Consider the following 19,678-nt stretch of genomic DNA (forward strand, 5'->3'; position numbering starts at 1 on the left):
ACGTTAGAAACGCTCGATCATGCCGAACTGCACGCCCCGCACAGAAGCCCCTGGCCACGACGGCGTGAGCCCCGTCACATTCACCCCGCGCAACGTGAACTCACCCTGCCCGCGATTGCGCAACCAGCCAGCGCTCGCATAGAGCAGAGATCGCTTGGAGAGGTCGTACTCGCATGCCGCGCTGAACTGATCGGCGTTGTTGTCACCACCTGAGCGATCACGCAGATAGGTGTAGCCGAGTGAGGCACGAAAGTGCGAATTCACGGCATAGCGCGCGGAGACGGCTACACCGTCGTTGTGATATCGCGGCGTACCGCCATCGCCATTGAAGAACGATAGAAACCCCGTGACCGGGCCATAGATGTACGAGACGCCACCCAGGTTAGCGCGCAACGCGCCGTCGCCATGCGTCTGTTGATGCGCGTACGAAATGCGGAACGGTCCCTCGCGCCATGCGAAGGTTTCGATGTGACCGGCGAGCCCGTTGCCATCATTGCTGGCGTCGCCGTCGCGCAGCGCTGCCATGATGGTTGTGGAAAAGCCGTGGAATTCCGGCGAAAGATAGGTGATCGCATTGCTCTCGTAGGGCGTGATCTTGGAGAGGTTGTCGAGACCGGAAGCGATCGTGCCGGCGTCGAACGCATCGAGGCCGCCCTTGAACGGAATATAGATCGGCGAGTACTGACGGCCGACGCGCACGGTGCCGTAAAGCGTATCCACTCCGACCCAGGCCTGCCGGTTGAAGATCGTGTTCGCGACGGCAAAGGTGCCGTCAGCTGAACTGAAACCGTTCTCCAAAGTGAACAGAATCTTGATGCCGTCGCCGATATCCTCGACGCCGCGCAAGCCGACGCGCGATCCCCGATAAGCACCGGAATCCATGCGAGCAACGTAGCCCGCACCCGGATTGGTGATTTCAATGCTCGTATCGAGTGCGCCGTAGAGCGTGACCGAACTTTGCGCATGCGCAAGCGTGGCGTGCACCGCGATCAAGGCCAACACGACACAGGCTCGCGACGCAAAGCGTGAATGGTTCATTCGACAATATAAAGAGCGGCGCATTCAATGCGCCGCGTAAGGACGGGAAAAACCGCATGCGCGGCGCGTGCCGCTTACCGCGCTGGTAACGCGTAGGCAATCACATAGTCGCCGAGCTTGGTGCCGAACGAGCCATGCCCGCCCGCCGCGATCACAACGTACTGACGGCCATCGATCGAATAGCTCATCGGCGTGGCCTGACCGCCTGCGGGCAGACGTTCCTCCCAGATCTGCTCGCCGTTGTTCACGTTGAACGCGCGGATGTAGTTGTCCGCCGTTGCGCCAATGAACGCGACGCCGCCCGCCGTGACGATCGGACCACCCAGCATCGGCATGCCCATCTTGAACGGCAGAGGAATCGGCGAACTGTCGCGCACGGTGCCGATGCGCTTCTTCCACACAATCTCATTGGTCTTGAGATCGATCGCCGAGATGTAGCCCCATGCCGGTTGCTTGCACGGCAAGCCCAGCGGCGAGAGGAACGGATTGATCGTCACGCCGTACGGCACACCGTACTGCGGCTGGACGCCTGATTCCGTGCCGCTGCCCTTGGCGCCCTCCACCGGTTCCAGCGGGTTGCCCGGTCCGCGCGGGATCAGACGCGAGACGAACGGCAAGCCGATCGGGTTCGCGACGGCAATCTGGCGGTCGGTGTCGACGGCAAGACCGCCCCACTCAAACACGCCCAGGTTGCCCGGAAACACGAGCGTGCCCTGTAGCGACGGCGGCGTGAACGTGCCCTCGTAGCGCAGCTGGTGGAACATCACACGGCATATAAGCTGGTCGAACATCGTGGCGCCCCACATGTCGGCGTCGGTCAGGTTCTTCGACGGACGATACGTGAGCTGTGAGAACGGCTGTGTCGGCTCAACGTGGTCGCCGGGCGCCGCGCCCTGCGGCACGGGCGTTTCGGGCGCCGGCACGACCGGCACGCCGGTGCGGCGGTCGAGCACGAACAGGTTGCCGGTCTTGGCCGGCGCGTACACGATCGGCACGGTCTTACCATCCTTGCCGGTGATGTCGGCGATGGTGGGCTGCGACGGCTGGTCCATGTCCCACAGATCGTGGTGCACGCTCTGGTAGAACCAGGCGAGCTTGCCGGTCGAGGCGTTGAGTGCGAGCAGCCCGGTGGCGTATTTCTCCAGCTCCGGCGTGCGGTCGCCGCCCCAGATATCCGGCGTCTTCACGCCCATCGGCAGATAGACAATGTCGAGCTTCGCGTCGTAGGCGGCAGGCGCCCACGAGTTGGGCGAATTCCACGAGTAGTGTTCGCCTGGGCCCGGAATGTGATTCGGGTCCTTCGCGCCCGGATCGAACGCCCAGAGCAATTCGCCCGTGCGCACATCGAAGCCGCGGATCACGCCCGACGGCTCACGGTTCGAGAAGTTGTCCTCCACCGCACCCGCCACGACGATCACCTTGCTGGTGATGATCGACGGCGAGGTGGGCTCGTACATGCCCGGCGTTGTGACCGGTTGAGCGTGTTGAAGGTCGAGGTCGCCGTTGTTGCCGAAGCCCGCGCAACGTTCACCCGTCAGCGCGTCGAGGGCGTAGAGGTGGCCGTCGTTGACCGGCAGGAAGATGCGGCGCGTACAGGCGGCCGTAGCGGGCCCTGAGGCGTCTGCGACTGCAGCGCCCGAGGCAGGCGTGGCAGCAGCGCCCGAGGCGTCTGCGGGGGCTGCTGCGGCATCGCTCGCCGGCGTCGCAGCGGGTGCGGCCGCCGGGGCACTGGTCGACAGATCGACATACGACACGCCGCGGCACGTCACGTGCTGGAACGACGGATCGTTCTTCAGTCGCGGATCGAACTTCCACTTGAGCGTACCCGTCTTCGCGTCGAGCGCGAACAGGATCTGATGCGGCGAGCATAGGTAAAGCAGATCGCCGATCTTGATCGGCGTGACTTCGTTGGTAATCTCGACAGGATCGTTGGGCCCCTTCATGTCACCGGTGCGGAAGGTCCAGGCCACCTGGAGATTCTTCACATTGTCAGGTGTGATCTGCTGCAACGGCGAGTAGCGCGTGCCTTCCTGGGTGCGCCCATAGGCGGGCCAGTCGGAGGGGTCGATCCCAGTGCTGGCGACGCTCGCGGGCGCGGAAGCGTTCAGTGTGCCGTTGACCTGTTGCGGATCGTTGAAGTTGGCGTACACGAGTATGCCGGCCCATGCCACGAGCGCGACGACGAGCGACGCGACACCCAGCTTGCGCTCGCCCTCCAGCCGCCCGCTCACGAGCAGCAGCAACCATACGCCGAAGATAGCGAGTACACCGGAGCGTGGTGCGAGTGCCCAGAAGTCGGGACCCGACTCGAAGAGTGCCCAGATCGCCGTGCCGATCAGCACGAGTGCATAAAGCAGGAGCGCGGCGGGACTGCGCCGCCAAAGCAGCCAGGCCACGCCCAACAGCACGATGCCTGTGATGACGTAGTACGGCGAGCCGCCGACCGCCAGCAGCCATACGCCACCGATCAACAGATAGAGCGCGGTCAGCACCGTAAAGAGCAAGGTGATGCCGCCGATCACGCCCCGCGAATTCGATTGACTGGTCATGATGAGATCTACCCTCTTGAGTGGATACCGCCTGCCAGTGGTACCGACATCGAATTCGCATGCCGGCGCACGGTAAAAAGGATATCAGAACGCTAACTACACATATTAGGAGACGTAGCGGCCATCTGAAATGACATATTCGTCGTAAAGCCGGCTACTGCGCTTCGTGTCGCCCGATCAGATGCGCCGCGAGCTGGATGGCATAAACGGCAGAACCCGTTACCACGCCTGTTATCAACACGCCGAGCAGTCCAAGCAGAACCGCGATGATGAGGCCCGGTGTGGTGGTCGGCACCACGTCGCCGTAGCCGATGGTCAGCGCCGTGACCGCGCAAAAATAGAAGGTGTGGCCTAGCGATGAGGGCGTGCGTGTGGCTACATCGACGGCCCCGCCAACGTAATACATGGCGACCGTCAAAATGAAGAAAAGGATAAGCAGCATCGCCAGAATGGCGCGCAGATGCCAGAGGACCCTGGCAAACTCGGCAATTGCCCGTTGCGGCTGGATTCGGGTGCGAGCAGCGTTTTCGGCGGCATTGTCCATGTCATGAACCTCAGAGATGCGCGCCGCTTTGCGCGACACGGCATCCGCTGCTTGCACTCGAAATAGCGCGTGATGACGCGCGGCTTAGACCAGCGTCAGCTTGACGTCGATGTTGTTGCGTGTGGCGTTCGAATAAGGACAGACGATGTGCGCCTTGGCGATCAGCGCTTCCGCCTCTGCGCGGTCCATGCCCGGCAGCGAGATTTTCAGTTCGACTTCGATGCCGAAGCCATTGGGGATCTGTCCGATGCCGACATTGCCATCAATGGCGACGTCCTTTGGCAGCGCGATCTTGTCACGCGCGCTAACGAACTTCATTGCCCCGATGAAGCATGCGCTATATCCCGCCGCGAAGAGTTGCTCGGGGTTCGTTCCGTCGCCGCCTCCGCCGCCGAGCTCCTTCGGCGTGGTCAGCTTGAGATCGAGGTGGCTGTCGGGAATGGTCGCGCGTCCGTCGCGACCGCCGGTGACGTGTGCGTGAGCACGATACAAGACTTGTTCAATCGACATTCAAGACTCCTTTGTGTGCCAGGATGATCGACGCCTTACGCCGCCCTTTCTGTTCACGTTCTGCGACATGAAGGTCTCGAGAAGTTGATGCCAAAGCTAACACGCATAGTAGTCGGGTCAACTCAGACCGGCAACCGGGACGGAGGTTCTTTCGCCTACTTTAAGCGGTCTGTTGGCGGATTGATATGACATATTCCAGGTAGGTGCGGTGCTATGCGGGTGGGGTTGTGCCGTGTGACATGGGTTGCCGATGGTATGGGTTATGTGACAGCACTGAGACGGGCGATGGCCGTCTCAGTGTGGGCGGTTTCCCAACGATTCTTCGGCTGTACCGCCTTGTCAGCCGATGGCCGTTCTTGATCGTCTAGTGTTGCGCGACGACTGGTTGCTGGGCTGCGTCGGTTCTTAACGTTGCGGCAGTTTTCTCTGATGAGCTTTGGCGCTGTGGCTCGTTTGCGGTGGCTGTCGGTTCGCCTGCTCGTTGCGCCACCTCTTCTGCAAGCAGGTTCGCTGCGTGGCGCGCCGTGATGCGGCTTTGCGGAACGCCCTTCGCATCGAGCGCAATCACCTTGTACAACTCGCGGTCGCATTCGAGTTCCTGCTGATATTGCTCTGCCGTGTCCACCAGCAATTCAAGAAGCGTCTGACGACGCCGTCTTTCCTCCAGTGTGATGGAAGGATTCCTACATATCGAGGACGCAAGTGTGATCAAGGTATCCAGTTGAGCCAGATGCCGGTCGCATAAATCGAAGGCCGACAGGGCAAGCTTTTCGTACTGGATTGCGTCGACAGACGGACGTGAAGTGGGTTGGTTTTTGTTGGACTTGCTCATGGTGACGATCTCCCTGTTACTTCTTGGATCGCCCGACACTCGCTGGAAACGTGGGTGAGCGGGCACGAAGTAGGGTTGACAGACCGGGTCAGAAACATGCCGGCGAGCCTTGCGGCTCCCCTACCAAGGCCCGCCCATTGAAATATAGACGTGCGAAGGTAGACGCACGACCCGCCTGAGCGGGTGTGCGGTTTCTGACTACAGGCTGTCAAACCTGATCGCCGGGTGTTGCCCGACGACTTGGCAATTATAAGGGAGGCGACCGAGATTGACTTCAATCTTGTAGGCTAAATGTTTGATTTGGCCGAACGGATAAGGAGAGATAGGACGAGGGTCGACGGTCTTCCGCCAAGGCCGTCTTCGGCCCATTGGCGTTGATAGACCGAGGCTCAACTACGCGCGAATCGCAGCACTCGATACGTTGCGTCGCGAGCAATACTGACCGGCCATCGGTGCTGAAGCTGAGGCACACATGCTGTCGCCGAGGTCCACTCCATCACGTGTCGCATGAACTGGGCCAGTGTAATATCCTTGTGTCAACAATAACTCCATCGTGGCATGCGCAAGATCAATTCGGACGAACTGGGCGACAAAGGCGAAAACCGCTTCCAGGAGCTGTGCAGCGATGCGAGGCTGACCTGTAACAAAGCATCGCGCGATCGAACCGGGTGGGACTTTATCGTTGAGTTACCGATAGACGAGAGTGATGTTTCGCTAGATCGCCGCCCTCCTTCGTGGACATGCTATGTGCAGCTTAAGACCATATGGGACGACAACGATGCGATCGCAGTTAACCTGAAGATGGCAGAACGTTTGGCCAAACAACCAAACCCATCCTTTATCCTTGTACTTAAGGTCGACAATGACCTCAATTTCACTTCTGCTTATCTGCTGCACATGTCGGGCGCAAACCTCGCGAAGATCCTTAAACGACTTCGTCAGGAGGACGCAAAGGGCGATCGTCAAACTCTGACCCGAAGGAAGATAACTTTTTTACCGCAGAAAGAAGAGGCGATTGCCGTTTCAGGATCGGCCTTCTTGGAACGCATGCGTTCAAAGCTTGGTGCAGATGTGTTTTCAGACATTAGCGGAAGACAAAAAGAGCAAAGCGAGCTAGGGTACGAGGCAACTCCATACGAGGTAACAACGACGTTTCCGCAGATGGACGTTGACAAATTGCTCGACATTTTTCTCGGTGTCGAACAACAGTTTGAGATAGAACGCGTTGAGGTATCTGAGACTCGGTTTGGGATCACTCTACCGTTTGGCGAGCCTTCGTCAGCAAAGATCACGATTCAACCTAACCCAGTAAGCTGCGTGGTCAGCTTCGTAGATGAGTCTGGCCGTGCCCCTGCAATGTTCCAAGGGGGAATCATCAGCACCCCGGAGGTCATTAACGGACGAAAGCGAACGCACGTACGGACACCGGCACTCACCGTGTGCATCGACTCTCAAAAGGGGAAGGTTTCAAAGTTGAATCTAAAGACGAGCTTTCATGGTCAGCACTCGCCTTCGGTGTGGGCCAATACATGGAAGGCGGTTAGCATACTAAGAAATGGAAAATGCCGGATGCGAGTGGTCCAGAGAGGCAACGAAACCGCTGAACTCAACATTGAAAGTAACGGCTTTCAAAATGTACCCGACCTTGAAAACTGCCGTTTATATCAAGAAGCCGCAATTGCACTTGTCGAGATTTGCGGGGCAGCGTCTCTCGTTCCCGAGCCAGAGTTCGATTTCGGTCATGTCGGACATGCTGCACACTCAATTTTTGCGCTCAAAGCAATTATCGACGGTAACACACCGGCTATAAAGCGTTCCGCTACCTGCTCCGATGAAGACTGGGAGTACCTGAAATTTATCGATAAACTGATCTGCGCCCACAGGTTCGAAGTCGGCGAAATCTGTTTCGCTTACTACATTACCGGTACGCTCTGCAAAGCTTTGGCTAGCGACGCAGTGGAGATACCGTTCGAACACTCGACGTTGCGCCACGTGGAAACGATCGACACAAGTGCAGACGCCTTCTCGTCCTTTGTTGAGCGGGCAAGAGCACGCGAAGGTACGCTTGTATGCGGAACGCAACATTCGAGACTCTCGATGTGCGAATGTAAGGCAAACGACCGGTAACCGCCTCACCAACGTCGATGCCCGAATATCGGTTTCGGCTGATCAACCGCCTGTCAGTTCGCGTCAGGGATTGGCAGATCGTCGGCCTTAGCGGTCGCTTAATCGATGAGTGTCCAGACGGGCCTCCGATGTCCGGTTTTGACGGACACGATCAACCGTAGTCGACCCCGAAGGAGCCGGTCGGTAGGCTGACTGGAGCGCCCGACACCGGTCGTTCGACAAAAGCCTGCTCGGATTTCCGTTTCGAACACTGCGTGGCGGACATAAGCCGCTTGCCGCCTTAGGACCGGTGCCGACCCGAAGCAGGGGAAGTACACAGCGCGTAATAGATCTACGGAAAGCCGACATTGACGGCTACCGTCAGGTCGACTGTTCCTGATGATGCTAACTAGTTCCGCTCCACCCTGCGTCTTCCTCGACATGTGCAAATTATTTCAGCCTACCTAACGACGGCTATAAAACGTTTCATGGCCGCGTCCACGTAATTGTTGTCAATGAATTTTCGAGCACTTGTGACGAATTCCGGAGCAAGAGAATAGTGAATGTCGCTGGCTTTTTCGGCTTTGATAACTATGAATTCTGGTATCAACTTATCGAAATGTTTGGCTCGAAGCCCACGCACCTTACTCGAAAAATGTAACCAACTCTGCTTAGGGTCGTATGACACGCCAGACTTGAAGAATCCGCGCAGGAAAGTCAGACATTCGCTTTCTACGATCTGTTCTTCTAGTGACTGATTCGATTTGGCCGCCGAAACCAGCGCTGCGACGTCGCCCAAAGTGCAATTTGGGTCAAACTCTGCCAGGTGAATTGAGGATCCCGTAGCGTTATCGCCCGCGCAGTTCTCAAAAATACACGAAATAAATTTGGCGTCAACAAATTTAGACCGAGAGAAGTTTTTGTAGTCTAAAAACTTCGAATTGAAAATTGTTTTTCCGTTGAAATCCATCGGCGGAAATTCACCGTAAATCGATAGTCCATCGATCGATTGATTTCCAGAGTAACCAGGCAATAGCTCGACGATCTTGTCACTCATCTTCGTGCCAGTGAAATTTCGGGTCTCGAGGTAGATTTTCAAAACCCCTGAAATGGCGCGTCGACCTAGTTCGAGACGCTTGTGCTCGGAATTGTTTCTTACATACTCTCGGAGCTTCGGAACCAAGATATGAAGTTGGCTTTCGAGTTGCTCGATGCGACCTTCGTAATACTTCCTAAGGTATGCAACCTCAGGGCTCTCGGAGGCATTCGACTTCGCGTATGCGTTCAACGCTTCCGGAGAGTGCAAGTTGCGGGCGAGGCATTCAATAAGAAAGAGTGCACGGAAGTATGATTGCAGGAAGTCATACCTGAGCCGAATGGTCGTCTGCAGAACCTGAAAAAAAGGATTTAAGCTTATTTTTTGAAGAAGCGCTTCAGCTCTAGTTTCATAGTATAAATCCAGCAAATGTTTTAATGATGCCGTACTAAAACTGTCACCCTGCTCGGACACGAGTTCTGAGACCAGAGAAATCAGCTGACCAGCGTCCAGGTCAATCGTTTGCCTACGGATTTCTCGCCGAAACACCGAGTGGACTACGTGATCCGTAATTTCATTATTGGACGCATAGGGCGTTGAATCTTCTACAAATTCAAAGACCTCCCTGGAGTCGACTTTCGTTTCATCCTCAAACATCGTACAAAGAACATCGACGAAGAAGGGCACTACCCGTCCCCCTTCATCTTTAAGGCGAGACGAGGATAACGTTGAATTCAAACGATTTACGATCTCCGTGCTATTCGGATGATTTTTGAAACGCCGCCTTGCATATCGCATCCAGTCTGTGCTGTTAAACCCGAGTAGTTCGTAGCGCGCAATTCCAAATTCAATCGATGCGTCAGCGTCAACGAGCAGGCTATCCCGCGTAGTTATGAGGATGTGGCTGCTCGAAAGGCTCGAACTGAGTGCGACAATGGAACCGAGAAATTTGTTTAGATCAAAGCGCTCTTGCAGCACCGTTGCAAGTTCATCGAGACCGTCGATGACGAGAACGATATTTCCAGCGATAACAGCAAGTTCAAAGGTGCCTCTGTCGTATAAGCGCTCGCTTTTCTGAGAATGCGCGTGGAGCTCGTAGAGATCAAATACTGATGAAACTTGAACATGTGCGGAGCCAACTTCTTGAACGTAATTGCGCAGATTTTCCGCTTGAATAAGAACGACAAGATTTTTATCCGATACACCCGAGATGATCTCAGAAGCGATACTTCGGCAAAGCCAAGTTTTTCCCATGCCTCCGGCAGCCAGTACAAGATGAGCATTGTACTCGGGCTTACCACGTAATTTTTCTAGGATTAGCTCTCGAGCTGTGGTTCCTTCAACGCTACTGCTGTTAACAGCGATCGCTTGGTCAACATAGTTGAGCGGAGGTTCAGCGCTAAGTGACGTCTTGAACTGCTCGTCAATGCCGAATTCCCAAAGATATTCCTTAAGTGTGTAGTCGTGAACAAACGAGGCAATGCCTTCACTTGTAACAATTTTCTGGATATACTGAGGCTCGCTAGCGTCTCTGCGAAGAACAAAAAGTGTTCTTGGGACTTCCAATGCCAGTGTTGCTAGTAATTTGGCAAATCGCTTTAACGTCTGCTTCAAATTGCTGGAATGATGTATAAATAAAAAATATGCTGGCTGTGGAGAAAATGTAGCCCAATATTCGAATTTAATCTTCTGACCACGTGAATAATCTGTACTGGCCGACTTATCGATAAGCAGCTGTCGACGACGCGCCGTAAGCGATAGCAAATCCTCGAATCTTTCAAAGCCAGCGGCCTGAGAGTCCCTGTTAAGAAACAATGTGCGAGCCTTTTCGCCTCGCGGAGATGTTTTTGGGGCGGGCAAGATCTGAATTGTTGACTCTGCGGCAGCTCTTTCCGCGACTCCTTCAAGGAGTGATATAAACCGCTCTGCAGTAGCCTTCCAGTTGAAATTCGCAACTTCTGACGCAAGTTTCCTAGCATTCGCCTTTTGTACATCTTGATCAGTTAAACATTGCTGAAGCTGCGCTGCAATAACGGCTTCGTCAAAAGGTAGTACGCCGGAGATCTCAACGCTAGCAACCAGTTCTGATAGGCCTTTGCCTTTAAGGAACTCGAAGAAACCGCTGGATCGACTAATCAGGACAGGAATTCCCAGACAAGCGGCTTCCCATGCGACCAACCCAAAACCCTCCTTCACAGAGGGCATCAGGACGAGATCGGAATCCTGCAACTCAGTGAAGTAGTCAGCGCGCCTAGAAATATACGGCACAGAATTGATAGCAACCGAATTGTCGCGGCCTAAACGTGCCACATTGATGTCTGTCGGAAGAGCACCAATCAGGGTGATACTGCCTCTGCGATTCTCCAGTTGCGCAAGACAACTATGTGCTGCTTTGACAGCCGCTGTGAGATTCTTGACTTTATCTTCAGCGGGATCGAGCCTGCCACAGATCGCAATACGGTAGTCGAATTGACGTGGTTGAAGTCTTGCTGGAATCTCAGGAACTCCCGGCATGATTTCATATGTTTCTAGGTGACTCGCGCGGAGATGCCTCGCGTTCTGAAATAGTCGCGGCCCAACTCCGAAGACAATGTCTGCATTTTTTATCAAATGTTTTTGCGTCTGGATTTTCTCGCTTACTTCCTGGTGCTTCAGGTAATAGTAATTAGAGTAGTCCATGTGATGGAAGACTGCCGCTCGCCCACCCAAACTATTTTTGGCAAATAGGGCTGCACCGCCTGAAATCGCGTCGTGCCCGACCCATATAGTCTCTGAGAATTCGGGGACGATTGATGAAATGAATTTCACAGATTGCTGATCGAAGCTCGCAAACAACGTCGGGAGTTCATGAACCTTGATATTGGGCGGAGCTGATTGGTCCTTGCTCGCTCCACGCTCGATAAAGACATCTATAGATTGCCCAATAGAGGCGATGGCGGTGCACAAGTCTAGATTGAACGAGTTGATGCCACCGTTCACGGCGGACCATGCCGTCGCAAAAAACACATATCTATTCGCCATACCACCTGCCCCCGAAGTAATTCTCTGTGAATCTATTGGAAATCGGCAATCACCATCGCGATGCCGTTGTGCCATATTATAATGGCGCGTTCGAGTAAGGACGAGTCCGATTTGCGCTTCATTATCGGCACCTTCTCGAGGAGCACCGTGGAGCGTTAGCGAATCGAAGTACTGTACTTCATCGCACCCAGCCGCAAACGAATGACTGCCACGGCGCGATACTATCGAAACAGTTGCTGGCCGTCGCTGTCGCGAAGTTTTCTGGGCTTTTCTTGCCTTGACCGCATCGCGCGAGCGATCAGGCCGATCTGAGAAGTCGATGTTCGCGCGGGAGAATAGAAAAACCCTCGCGGCGACTTCCTCAGCAGATCGCTCGATGACAGACTTCCGGGGCGAGCGCCCGATGTCCGCTGGCGGCGGGAGCCGCCCCCCTCGCCGTAGAGCCGATACCCGTGCTTTTGGCCTCAAAAGCAGCCGTAAAGCGGACTGTCGCGAATGACCGGAAATGGCTTGCTTCGGCTTGATGTGGAGCTAGCCGAGAACGGACGTTCATCGACAATATCACGGCCTCACGAACGACCGAAGGCCGATCAACCGTCCTTCACGTCACGCCCTTGATCGCCAGGTCGTCGGCCGGCGCGGCCATTCAACTCGGTGCGTCATAACAATGGGGCGCTCATTCACCTCAGCAAACTCACCCGCCTTCCGACGATACCAATCAGTCGGCATTCTCACGGATGATCCGCTCGAGAATCGCGGGTTCCTCCGCCTCGCCCTCCGGCCCCTTGAATACACATACCTCCGTGCACCCGTTGCGGAATACATCGACCTCAACGCGCATCCCGACAACTGCGATTGACACCAGGACGGCATCGGGTCGATTGCGACTCAATGTGTAGTGAATTTTCGCTGCGTCGAGCCTATCGAGCAGATCGAACAAAGCTGTTGCCACGGCTTTGCCTATTTCTTAAGACGATAAGGTTTCCTGAGTTTTTACAAAATACCAATCCGCATCCCCCCACACCAACGTCAATTCCCCCGCACCCCCATCCCACCATTTGCAACACGATACCAGGGGAAAAACCTAATGTCTGACAAATCCTTACGCGTGCATATTTGAACTATATATTCATTAGTGGATTCAGCATAAATTCCCAGCAGGAGACACGATGAAGATTTCCATCAGTCAAAAGCGTCGCGAGTTGCTGAAGTCAGGCAGTGCTGCTGGCATCCCATCGGTTGCAGCACCTGCCCTCGCTGCAACCCTCCTAGCCCGGCGCAACCGGCAATCCCCCTTCCCTTCCACCTAACCCTTTCAATCCAGCCAACGCCTCGCCGCAGGCGAATCAAATCCCGCGCGAGCAAACCTAAGGCGCTCTATCTAAACGAAATCACGTTGCGCTCGGCCAGCAAGACCAATGTCGACCTGGCCGACACAACGCCAAGAAAGAGCACCTACCCAGAAGTCCCAGTTTCATTTTTCAGCAAAGGAAAATCATGAAGATCCTGGGTGGTACACAGGTGTATCTGTTCTTCGCGAGCATCGTGATGGCTTTCGTTTTGTCCGGCTGCGGAGGCGACCAGCAAGGGTCGTCCAACGCCGCGAGCGTCGCGCAGGTCGCGGCCAACTCTGCAAACGTTTCCGCCCAAGACGCGTCATCGCAAACTCAGGCCCGAGGGTCGGTTGCATCGATTGCACTACCGCCTATGGGTTGGGCCTCGTGGAATGCGTACGGCTGCAACATCACCGAGGATCTGGTGAAAACGGCCGCGGACGTTATCTCCGACGGCCTGAAGAAAGATGGTCCGTTGATGAAAGCGGGCTACAGCTATATCAACGTCGACGACTGCTGGTTCGCGCCATCCCGCGATGCGCAAGGCAACCTGGTCGCCGACCCCGTGAAGTTTCCCAGCGGCATCAAAGCGCTGGCCGACTACGTTCACGCCAGAGGTCTGAAGTTCGGCATGTATGAAGTGCCCGCAGCCGAAACCTGTGCTCAGCGCAACAATCTGTACCCTGGACACACCAACCCGATGGGCAGCCTTGGTCACGAAGTTCAGGATGCCAATACATTCGTTGCATGGGGCGTCGACTACGTGAAGTACGACTGGTGCTCACCAGATGGCACCGTCGACGATCAGGTGGCCGGTTTCCAGAAGATGCGCGATGCGCTGAACAGTGCGGGTGCTGCCGTGAATCGGCAGATCGTCTACAGCATCAATCCAAACAGTTTCCACACCGACAAGACCGGCAGATCGTATGACTGGGGGCAAGTCGCGGATCTGTGGAGAACGACCGAGGACATCACGTATGACACCGGCACGCCGGGTCATCAAAGCACGCCTGATTTTTCCAGAATCGTGAACCAGAATTTCTACGGCAATCTGTTTCCGGAAGCTCAACATACGGGCGTCTATAACGATGCGGACATGATGCTTGCCGGATTCGGTCTGACCGCCGCGCAGGATCAGACGCACATGAGCCTGTGGGCCATTTCCGGCGCGCCGCTTATCCTGGGTCTCGATGTCACGACGCCGATCAGCGCGGCAACGATGTCGACGCTGACCAATCCGGAGGTGCTCGCCGTCGATCAGGACCCGCGTGGCCTTCAGGCGATCCGGGTGGCGGTGCCGCAGAACGGTTTGGGCGTGTGGGCCAAGCTGCTCGTCGGTCAAGGTCGCCGTGCGGTAGTGCTGCTCAACACAACTGGATCGGCCGCTCCGATCACGGTGAACTGGAAGGATCTCGGGCTAGACCCCGCTGCTTCGGCCAGCGTGCGGGATATCTGGGCGCACAAGGATCTGGGTTCGCACAGGTCCGGGTACACGGTGTCCGCTGTTCCGGCTGGCGGCTCCGTCATGCTGACCATCGCCGGCGTGGACGATGCATCGAAAATCCACCCAGCCAAACCAGGCAGACATGAAGATGGCGCAGCACGCTATACGGTGAATGCAACCACGGGCGGCTACATCGACGTGACATACCGGAACGAAGGAACGTCTTCGTTGAAGGTGCCGTTGACGCTCAACGACAACGTACTCACAACGATCCAGCTGCCCGTTACCACCGGGCGTGGCCAAGGCACCGTCACGCTGTACATGCCGTTCGTGCCGGGAAGCAACACGCTGAGTTTCGCTCTTCCGGACAAGGGCCACCACGCTCCGTCGATCGAGAAGATGACGCTGATCGCCGCTCCGCAACCCGCGTTGCCGCCTGTCGCCTATCAAGCGGAAAGCGCCACCAACATCATTCAGGATGCGGCAGTCCAGGCATGCAACATATGCAGCGGCCACGAAAAGGTCGGCAATTTTGTGAACGCGGATTCGAGCCTCCAGTTCAACGGAATCGCGGTGCCTGTCGATGGCGAGTATGCAGTCCCCGTGGTGTATATCAGCGCGGACGACGGTGGTGGTTCGCCTCGTGCACTGAGCGTGAGCGTCAACAATGGCCCACCGGTTCCCGTGCAGTTTCCTGGTGAAGGCACCTGGGACTTTCCGATCCTGTCGAGTGCTCAGGTCACGGTTCCGCTGAAAGCCGGTGCGGCCAACACCGTCAAGTTCTCTGTGATTTCCGGCAACTACGGTCCCGACATCGACGGCTTGGGCCAACCAATCAGCCAGCCGGTCAAACAGTGAACCGGCGATCCTAGGAGACAGGCATGAAGAATTTCTTGATGCGGATTGCGCTGCCGCTCGTGTTGGCTGCGAGCGGGGTGCAGGTATCCGTTGCCGCCGACGCGACGGCCCAACCGAATGCCGCAGCGGCAGAATCGTGGAACAAAGGAGCCCGCTTCCGGCACGACGAAGTGGCGGTCCTGTTCGTGATGGGACAGAGCAACAGTGCCGGTCTTAACGGCCTGCCCGCGAATCTGACGTTGTCGGGAGCCTCGGGTGCAGGCGCGGGCAGCGGCGGGATGCCGGCACCCAATGTATGGGGCATCCGCAACGACGGCTGGAGCAACATCGCAGGTAACGCCGATGGATCGGGTGCGCCATTTACCCAGCCGATATCCGCGATCGATCACGTGTCGTGGGTGAACTGGTCGGACAGCACCTCGTCCGACATGAATCTCGGCTACTACGGCGGCAGCGGAAATGCCGCCAATTTCGCCGCGTATGCGTGGCAGTCGGCGATCAATGCAGGCGAGCCGCTGCCCGATCTGTACATCATTCATATCGGCTGGGGCAGCCAGGGCGTGGACGTCGCAGACGATGCGTTCAGCGGCTGCTGCGGCTGGACGGTGCATGGCGTGAATCTCTGGCAACCCATGCTCGATGCAAGCAAGACGCCGACGTATGCCCTCGCACCGTTCGCGCGACGCATGATGTATCTGGGACTGAAGCAGATTCTGGCCACCGGAAAGAAGCCGCGCATCCTCGGCCTGGAGTGGAACCAGTGGGAGGCAGAAGCGGCACCGCTGAATTCGGCCGGCAACGCAACGACGATTCGTCGCGCGCCGCAGAATTACGCTTACCTCTTCAGCAGTTTCTTTGCCGCGGTGGGTTCGACCTTCCCGGTGCTGATCGTGAAGCCGTTGTCGACCGCTTACGACAACGTCACCAACGCAGTCGCGCCTTATAACCCCGCCGCGCTTGCGTCGATGCAGAAAGTGTTCGGCGGCTTCGTCGACGCGAATCCTCACATCTTCAGTTTCGCCGATGCATCGCAGTCGCCGGACTGGAATGGACAGCCGCCCGGCTTCGGTATTTTCCAGGGCGGTACGTTAGGCGGTGGCGACGGCAGCGTGCACTACAACCTAGACACGCAGAAATGGTTCGGTGAGCAGGCGCTTGCATCGTGCCTCGGGAACGCCCGATCCTGCGGGCCGCGCATCACGGATCTTCCGAGGCGTACGCCGAATTAACGAACGGATCGCTCCGCGGCCTCCGTTCTCGTTTGTTCATTGGAGCGGAGTAACGCGGGCGACAGGAAGCAGCCCATGACCGCAGACAGAATAATGAAAATCGAGGCCGCATCGACGAGCAACCCAAAGCGGATAAAAACAAAGTAGCAGCACAGAAGATTCAGCAGATGCAAGCTGATACCCACAGCGGCGACACCCTTCGGGACAACTCTGATGAACGTCGCGAACCGGGATTGGGGGCGAGGCACGTACCAGATGATCAGCAGCCCGAACGTCATGATGAAGGCGCATTCCGCCCATTTCAGCCAGGTAGGACGGCGCAGAAACCGTCCCTCGACAATCGTCTCGATGACCTGCGCCTGAATCTCTATACCCGGCACCAGTTCCCCCAGCGCCGTCGTGCGCATGTCAGTCACGCCGGCACCGGTTAGTCCGACCAGCACCAGTTTGTCCCGGATCCGTTCCGGATCGACTATGCCCTGCATGACGTCGCGTGCCGACACGTAGCGGCTCAGCGTCGACCGAATGGACGCGAAGTGCAACCAGATGTCCCCTCCGGGCTGCGTGGGCACCAGCACATCGGCGACACCCACCGCTTGCACGCCCGAGGTATCCGCAAAGACGTCAATCGCCGATGAATCCGTGGCAACGCGGAGCATTTCCATCGGCAGACTGGGGACCAGTTTCTCCCTCAACCCCGTGATGAGCGGAATATGCCGGACTACGCCTTGTTCGAGCGCTACGCTCAGCATCGCCTGCCCGCGGGCCGCCGCCTGCAGTTCCGGCAGGCTGCCGAGAACATAGTCGAAACGCGGCACGTAGCCCAGCGGGTCGGTGCCATGAACGCGGATCGGTGCGCTTCGCAGATCGGTGCGGGTGCCGAACGCAGCATGATCGAGCGCCGCGGCGCCCAGTATGGTCGGCGCTGCGCGCAACGATCTCGCAAGAATGGCTTCGTGACTCGGTAGGGCTCGCAAACCGGCGGCCAGCGCCGCAGCCGTTTCCGGCAGATTGCCCGCCACCTTGTCGGGAGAAGTCTGATCCGGCTCCGGCATGTAAATGTCGAGACCGATCGCCAGCGGTTTCAGCGCCGCGATGGCATCGATCAGGTTCGCGAGTCGATTTCGCGGCCAGGGCCATTGGCCGACGGTTGCGAGCGTCTCCTCATCTATCTCGACAATGGTCACCGGCTGAGCCGTCGGAACCCGTGGGTAGTGACGTTGATACTGATCGAACAGAATTTGCCGGGCTGTTTTAAAGGAGTCGGGAAGCGTTTCATCGAGCGTGTCGACGAAAGCTGGACGTGCTATATCGCTCGGCCATTCGCTGCACAGGTTGAGCAGGCTCAGGCCGAACAACACCGCCAGTGCCACCGGACGCCCCTGGGCCACCCTCAGCAGATTCCTGATCCGGGCGTGCCATGGGTCGAAATAGCGTTTCATCGACGGAAAGCCATTCAGCGCCGATGACTGGCGCGGGTCATTGGATTGTGATGACTGCGCGCCGGTTCATGCGATTGGGAACACCATCTGCCGTGGGCACCAGTGGCTCGCGCTTGCCCCGGGCCGCGGTCTCTATTTGCTGGGCAGGGATGCCTTGCTTGATCAGGAACGCTGCAACCGTCTTCGCCCGCTGCATGGAAAGTTGGTCATTGAATTCCTGAGAGCCCGCCAGATCAGTATGACCGACCACCACGAGCTGCGGCGCGGGCCACGTCGCCAGGACGGCTTTGAGCTGTTTAACCGTGGCCGTCGACTCAGGGGCCAACTCAGTGGCGGAATCAAAGAGAAAAAAGATCGTGAATGCCTGGGGACGAGGCGGCCGGGCCGCAAGCAGCGCGCCATATCGTGTCTCCACGGTGGCTTGGCTATCCATCGTTTTTTCGATGGCGCCGCCCTTGGTGACGTCGGCCTCGGCGTAGGCCTTGTCTATTTTCTGTTCCCCGGTTGCGCTGTGGACAATGACCGCTCCGACTTTGCCATCGGGATCCGGCAATAGAATAATTTTGTCCGGCGTGCTGCACGCGGCGAGGAACGGCAGCAGGACGCACGCTGCGGCAAAGGCCAGCCCGTAATGTCGAATTGCAGCCTTCAACGCGCCCCCCTTATTTATCGCCGACTTCGATGATGAATTCGGTGCCGCGCACGCCCAGCGTGGTAGTCGGCGTGCTGAAGCGGACCGCATCCGGATTCGCCTTCGCCAACTTCCCCGAAATCACAGCCAGGGAACCGCGTTTGATGGAGGCGTCGAGCACCCCGTCATGGGTGGTGGTGTTGAACGCGAATTTGTTGAGCTCGAGGATGGTATTGGCGCCGGCCGAGAGTTGGGTGGCGTCACGCAGCGTGATACCGACGGAAGATTCCGGGCCGGTCACGATGCGATCGCTGCCGAAAACCTCGCTGCCGATGGCCGCACCCGAATTCCCTCCAGCCCGCTCGATCTGCACCGTACCCTTAAGGGTCTTCACGACGCCGGCAGCATCGGCGGCAAGCACATTCGCGACAGCCGTGCATCCGCAGGCAAGAATCAAGGCATATCTGATGGTTCGAAGACGCATCGGTGGCACCTGATTGCGTAAAGTTGCTTTCCGCGGAATAGTGCGGGGGCCCCGATGTCGACCTGGTGTTGTGCGCGATCATTCCCCATTGCTCGTCGAGCTGGGGCTTTTGAAGGACATGCAGAAATACGGCGCTGGATGTCCGGTGGAGATCTGTCTGCTGCACCGAACAGAGTATGGACCTGATTCAAATCACTCTGTGCGCTTCCGCGCATTTCGTCAGACACTTCTCAGCGCAGGTCTTTGACCTGGCTCGGCGTGACGTCTCCGGCAAATCGATTGCCGAAGTGGGTTCTCGTGTAATTGACGACAGCGGCGACCTGATCGTCATTCATCTCGTCGCCAAAGGATGGCATCGCCTTTCGGCCGTGCAGTACGTTGATGATGATGTAGGGCGCGGCTCCGACCGCCGGGTTGTCAGCGAGCGCCGGGTAGTGACCCGCGCCCTGGGCGCCTTTTCCATCGGGCATATGGCATCCCGCGCAGGTCGCGTTGTAGAGCGTTTCGCCGCTTTTTTCGGTGAAGCGATAGCCCGGCGAAATCGTGAAGGCGTGTGGGGCGTCCTGTGCCGCAGTCTGAGCCGACACCGTCGCGGCACCCGACAGCCAGGCCATCAGCAT

15 protein-coding genes are annotated in these 19,678 nt (G+C 57.2%); 4 read left to right on the plus strand and 11 right to left on the minus strand.

The genetic code is table 11. The features are described from left to right. Positions 1 to 3: 3 nt before the first annotated feature. The 5 genes from M0D66_RS03285 to M0D66_RS03305 form a co-directional block, all read right to left on the minus strand. Positions 4 to 1,002, minus strand: a complete 999-nt coding sequence (locus tag M0D66_RS03285) for a porin (protein WP_266208982.1) — start codon at positions 1,000 to 1,002, stop codon at positions 4 to 6. Between the two features lie 110 nt (positions 1,003 to 1,112). Continuing rightward, on the minus strand, positions 1,113 to 3,587 hold the full coding sequence (locus M0D66_RS03290) for a glucose/quinate/shikimate family membrane-bound PQQ-dependent dehydrogenase (protein ID WP_301772692.1): 2,475 nt from the start codon (positions 3,585 to 3,587) through the stop codon (positions 1,113 to 1,115). 154 nt (positions 3,588 to 3,741) lie between these two features. Continuing rightward, on the minus strand, positions 3,742 to 4,131 hold the full coding sequence (locus tag M0D66_RS03295) for an ion channel (RefSeq protein WP_200654016.1): 390 nt from the start codon (positions 4,129 to 4,131) through the stop codon (positions 3,742 to 3,744). 84 nt (positions 4,132 to 4,215) lie between these two features. Continuing rightward, positions 4,216 to 4,641, minus strand: coding sequence for an organic hydroperoxide resistance protein (locus tag M0D66_RS03300; protein WP_054033960.1), 426 nt, complete (start codon positions 4,639 to 4,641; stop codon positions 4,216 to 4,218). Positions 4,642 to 5,005: 364 nt separating this feature from the next. Further along, a complete protein-coding gene (locus tag M0D66_RS03305; protein ID WP_266208983.1) occupies positions 5,006 to 5,473 on the minus strand; it encodes a hypothetical protein in 468 nt (155 codons plus the stop codon). A gap of 558 nt (positions 5,474 to 6,031) precedes the next feature. On the opposite strand from M0D66_RS03305, the gene M0D66_RS03310 reads away from it, so the two are divergent. After that, a complete protein-coding gene (locus tag M0D66_RS03310; protein ID WP_266208984.1) occupies positions 6,032 to 7,600 on the plus strand; it encodes a hypothetical protein in 1,569 nt (522 codons plus the stop codon). 439 nt (positions 7,601 to 8,039) lie between these two features. Here M0D66_RS03310 and M0D66_RS03315 read toward each other — a convergent pair whose 3' ends face one another. Further along, the gene (locus M0D66_RS03315) at positions 8,040 to 11,636 is read right to left on the minus strand and encodes a glycosyltransferase family 4 protein (protein WP_266208985.1); all 3,597 of its coding nucleotides are present in this window, start codon (positions 11,634 to 11,636) and stop codon (positions 8,040 to 8,042) included. Positions 11,637 to 12,354: 718 nt separating this feature from the next. Further along, on the minus strand, positions 12,355 to 12,588 hold the full coding sequence (locus tag M0D66_RS03320; RefSeq protein WP_266208986.1) for a hypothetical protein: 234 nt from the start codon (positions 12,586 to 12,588) through the stop codon (positions 12,355 to 12,357). A gap of 217 nt (positions 12,589 to 12,805) precedes the next feature. Between M0D66_RS03320 and M0D66_RS03325 the strand changes: the two genes are divergently transcribed. The 3 genes from M0D66_RS03325 to M0D66_RS03335 all read left to right on the plus strand — a co-directional run bounded on the left by M0D66_RS03325 (position 12,806) and on the right by M0D66_RS03335 (position 16,501). Next, positions 12,806 to 12,946 (plus strand): hypothetical protein, encoded by a 141-nt coding sequence (locus M0D66_RS03325; protein ID WP_266208987.1) that lies wholly within the window; start codon positions 12,806 to 12,808, stop codon positions 12,944 to 12,946. A gap of 187 nt (positions 12,947 to 13,133) precedes the next feature. Then, positions 13,134 to 15,272 carry an alpha-galactosidase gene (locus M0D66_RS03330; RefSeq protein ID WP_266208989.1) on the plus strand — a complete coding sequence of 713 codons (2,139 nt, stop codon included), beginning with the start codon at positions 13,134 to 13,136 and terminating at the stop codon, positions 15,270 to 15,272. A 23-nt stretch (positions 15,273 to 15,295) separates the two neighbouring features. After that, entirely contained in the window at positions 15,296 to 16,501 is a 1,206-nt protein-coding gene (locus M0D66_RS03335; RefSeq protein WP_266208990.1) for a hypothetical protein, read from the plus strand. On the opposite strand, the gene M0D66_RS03340 is transcribed toward M0D66_RS03335, so the two are convergent. The 4 genes from M0D66_RS03340 to M0D66_RS03355 all read right to left on the minus strand — a co-directional run bounded on the left by M0D66_RS03340 (position 16,498) and on the right by M0D66_RS03355 (position 19,678). After that, entirely contained in the window at positions 16,498 to 17,943 is a 1,446-nt protein-coding gene (locus M0D66_RS03340; RefSeq protein WP_211699990.1) for a CHASE2 domain-containing protein, read from the minus strand. The genes M0D66_RS03335 and M0D66_RS03340 overlap by 4 nt on opposite strands. 37 nt (positions 17,944 to 17,980) lie before the next feature. Continuing rightward, positions 17,981 to 18,595: an OmpA family protein gene (locus M0D66_RS03345; protein ID WP_234487793.1), complete on the minus strand. Its 615-nt coding sequence runs from the start codon at positions 18,593 to 18,595 to the stop codon at positions 17,981 to 17,983. 10 nt (positions 18,596 to 18,605) lie between these two features. After that, positions 18,606 to 18,995, minus strand: a complete 390-nt coding sequence (locus M0D66_RS03350; RefSeq protein ID WP_301772693.1) for a FecR domain-containing protein — start codon at positions 18,993 to 18,995, stop codon at positions 18,606 to 18,608. 293 nt (positions 18,996 to 19,288) lie between these two features. Continuing rightward, entirely contained in the window at positions 19,289 to 19,678 is a 390-nt protein-coding gene (locus M0D66_RS03355) for a cytochrome c (protein ID WP_266209144.1), read from the minus strand.

The sequence above is a fragment of the Paraburkholderia sp. SECH2 genome, from assembly GCF_030464795.1.
In the GTDB taxonomy this organism is placed as follows: domain Bacteria; phylum Pseudomonadota; class Gammaproteobacteria; order Burkholderiales; family Burkholderiaceae; genus Paraburkholderia; species Paraburkholderia aspalathi.